Annotated in this window: 2 protein-coding genes; both read left to right on the plus strand. The window is 53.3% G+C overall.

Going from position 1 to position 3,354, the window contains the following annotated elements; genetic code table 11:
* On the plus strand, positions 1 to 2,295 hold a 2,295-nt coding region (locus tag WBV27_RS05790), incomplete at its 5' end, for a SpaA isopeptide-forming pilin-related protein (RefSeq protein ID WP_424200234.1).
* A gap of 63 nt (positions 2,296 to 2,358) precedes the next feature.
* The coding region (locus WBV27_RS05795) for a response regulator (protein ID WP_424200236.1) at positions 2,359 to 3,354 on the plus strand (996 nt) is incomplete at its 3' end.

Below are 3,354 nucleotides of genomic sequence, written 5' to 3' on the forward strand. Positions count from 1 at the left end.
GGACAGATCTTCGTGGCGAACCTGCAACCTGGGAAATACAAATTTGTTGAGACGAAAGCCCCGGATGCTTTCCAACTGAATGCTGATCCGATCGCTTTCGAATTGAAAGCCGGTGAAACGCAAACGGTACAAGTGGAAGCGCCGAACGAACTGGTCACAGGCAACGTCCGCTTGACCAAAACCGACGGCACCAGCGGCGAAGCATTGGCCGGAGCCGTATTCACGCTCTTCAATGAAAAAGACGAAGTCATCAAGGGAAACCTGAAGACGGACGCTGAAGGCAACGTGCTTGTGGAAGACCTGAAGCCAGGCGACTACTACTTTGTGGAAACAAAAGCACCAACCGACTATCAGTTGGATGCCGAAAAACTGACCTTTACGATCGAAAGAAGCGGGTCGACCGAGAAGCAGAAGGCTGTGACAGTCTCAGCTGAAAACGAATTGATCCCTGGATCAGTCGTATTGACGAAAGTCGACAAACACAGCGCTGCCAAACTTGCGGACGCAGTCTTTGAACTGCAGGATGCGGATGGCAACGTGCTGCAGAAAGATTTGACGACCGATGCAGCCGGACAGATCAGCATCACCGATCTGAGACCAGGCAGCTATCAACTTGTCGAAACCAAAGCACCTGACTATTACCAATTGTTGAAAGAAAAAATCGTGTTCGTGATCGAGAACAGTCAAGAGGAAGCACTCCAACTGACAGCCGAAAACGAACTGATCCGCGGCCAAGTGCTGTTGACGAAAACAGATGCGGACAACGCAGATGCACCACTTGCGGGTGCCGTCTTCGCGCTCCAAACTGCGGATGGCAAAGTGATCCAAGCGGAACTCACATCCGATAAAGACGGCACCATTTCCGTCAAGGATCTGTTGCCTGGCGATTATCGCTTCGTCGAAACAGAAGCACCATTCGGCTACGATCTGGATGCCACGCCGATTCCGTTCACAATCGCTAAAGCCCGCACGACTGCGGATGTGAAAACTGTGAACGTAGCCGCGTCGAACGTCTTGACGACCGGTTCAGTGGAACTGACGAAAGTCGACCGCGACAATGCCGGCCAACCGTTGGCGGAAGTCGTCTTCGCGTTGCAGGATGCAACCGGCAAGACACTCCAGACCGGTCTCGTCACCGATACAGAAGGCAAAATCATGGTCGAAGGACTGAAACCTGGCAACTACCAATTCGTCGAAACGGAAGCACCGTTCGGCTATGATCTGGATGCCACGCCGATTCCGTTCGTTATCGAATTGGGACCGACGACAACCGTCCAAGTGCAAGCCGAAAATGAATTGACTACTGGCTCTGTCGAACTGATCAAAGTCGACCGTGACGATGAGACCCTTCCAGTGGCTGGCGCTGTCTTCGAACTGCGCAATGCATCTGGGAAGTTGCTCAAAGATAAGTTGACGACCGACAAGGATGGCAGCATCCGCGTAACCGATTTGAAACCCGGCGACTATCAATTTGTTGAAATCAAAGCCCCATTCGGTTATGATTTAGACGAGACGCCGATCCTGTTCACAATCGCAAAAGGTCAAGTGGAGACGCTGATCACGACTGCGACCAATGAATTGACGACCGGCAGCGTGGTGTTGACGAAAGTCGACAAGTACGATCCGGAACGCGTCCTGACTGGTGCGGAATTCCGCTTGGAGACCGAAACCGGAGAAATCATCCGCGAAGGCTTGACGACGGACAAAGACGGTGAACTGCATGTGGATGATCTGAAGCCGGGCAACTACCGCTTCATCGAAACGAAAGCACCACAGCATTATCAATTGGACGAAACGCCGATCGCCTTCACGATTGCGAAAGGCCAGGAAATCGCCCTGACCGTTCTGGCCAAGAACGAACTGATTACCGGCGCTGTGGTATTGACGAAAGTTGATGCAGCCGACAAACAGCACGTATTGGCAGGAGCGCACTACGAACTGCAGGATGCAACCGGCAAGACCATCCAAACCGACCTTGTAACGGATGCAGAAGGCAAGATCAGCATCAACGGCCTGCGCCCTGGCGATTACCAATTCGTCGAGACACAAGCGCCTACTGGCTATCAGCTGGATGCGACCCCTGTGACCTTCACAATCGCCTACAGTCAAGAAAAAACGGTCCAACTGACCGTGACGAACGCGAAGACACCGGTCCACAAAGAGAAACAGAAGACGAAGCAAAAAGGCTCCTTGTTGCCGGATACCGCCACCGACTTGTTCAATTACCTGCTGGTGGGTGTCCTGTTGCTTCTAAGCGGATTCTTGTTCCTGAAAAAAAACAAATCACAGAAATAACAGCCAACAGCAAGACCAGATCAGAAACCGAAGCACAGACATCGACAAAGGGGTGAAGGACAGATGCGCGCGATCATAGTAGACGACGAACGACTCAGCCTGGATTATTTCGAAAGGCTCCTCGACGAGCGACCGGAAGTGACGTTGGTCGCGACATACACCGATCCGCATCAAGCGTTGGCGGGGATAGAAGAATTGGAGCCGGATGTCGTCTTCTTGGACATCGAAATGCCAGAAATCACCGGCATCCAGCTGGCCGAGCAGATCCAAACGTTCTCGCCCCGGACCAAGATCGTGTTCGTGACCGCCTACCGGGAATACGCGGTCCAAGCCTTCGATCTGAACGCCAGCGACTATCTGCTGAAGCCGATCCAAAAGGACCGCCTGCAGAAAACCATTGGGCGCCTGATGGAGGGTATTGCTGAACCGATAGCCCAAACGTCCCAACCAACGCTCGGACAAATCTGCTGCCTCTCCTCACTCCGTTTCCAAATGGCGGACGAGGACAGGGCGCATCTGGAAGTGAAATGGCGGACAGCGAAATCTAAGGAATTGTTCGCGTTCCTTTTGCACCACCGCCAAAAACCGATCCGCAAGGACCACATCCTGGATGTCATCTGGACCGGTGACGATCCCAGAAAAAGTGTTTCACAACTGTACTCGACCATCTATCAGCTCCGCAAGCTGATGGAAAAATTGGGGGTGCCGGTAACGATCAATAGCCACAACAACAGCTATTTGCTCAATCTGCATGGCACGCCCGTCGATGCGGAAGTCTGGGAACAACGGCTCCTCGCGCTGGAGCCGCTCACGAAAGAAACGCAGCCCCAACATGTGGCTGTGCTCGAAGCGTACAACGGCGATTACCTCGCTGAGCACGCCTATATCTGGGCGGAAGCCGAGCGCGAAAGATTGCGGGCCCTCTGGTTGCACCATGCGACCAAGCTGGGGGCTTACCTGAAGGCTGTCGGAGACCATACTGCAGCCCTCGCAATCTATCGCACCATCCAGGAGCGTTATCCCTATATGGAGGATACCTCCTTCATGCTGATGCAGCTC

Origin of the sequence: Trichococcus sp. (assembly GCF_049589555.1) — a bacterium.
Lineage (GTDB): Bacteria > Bacillota > Bacilli > Lactobacillales > Aerococcaceae > Trichococcus.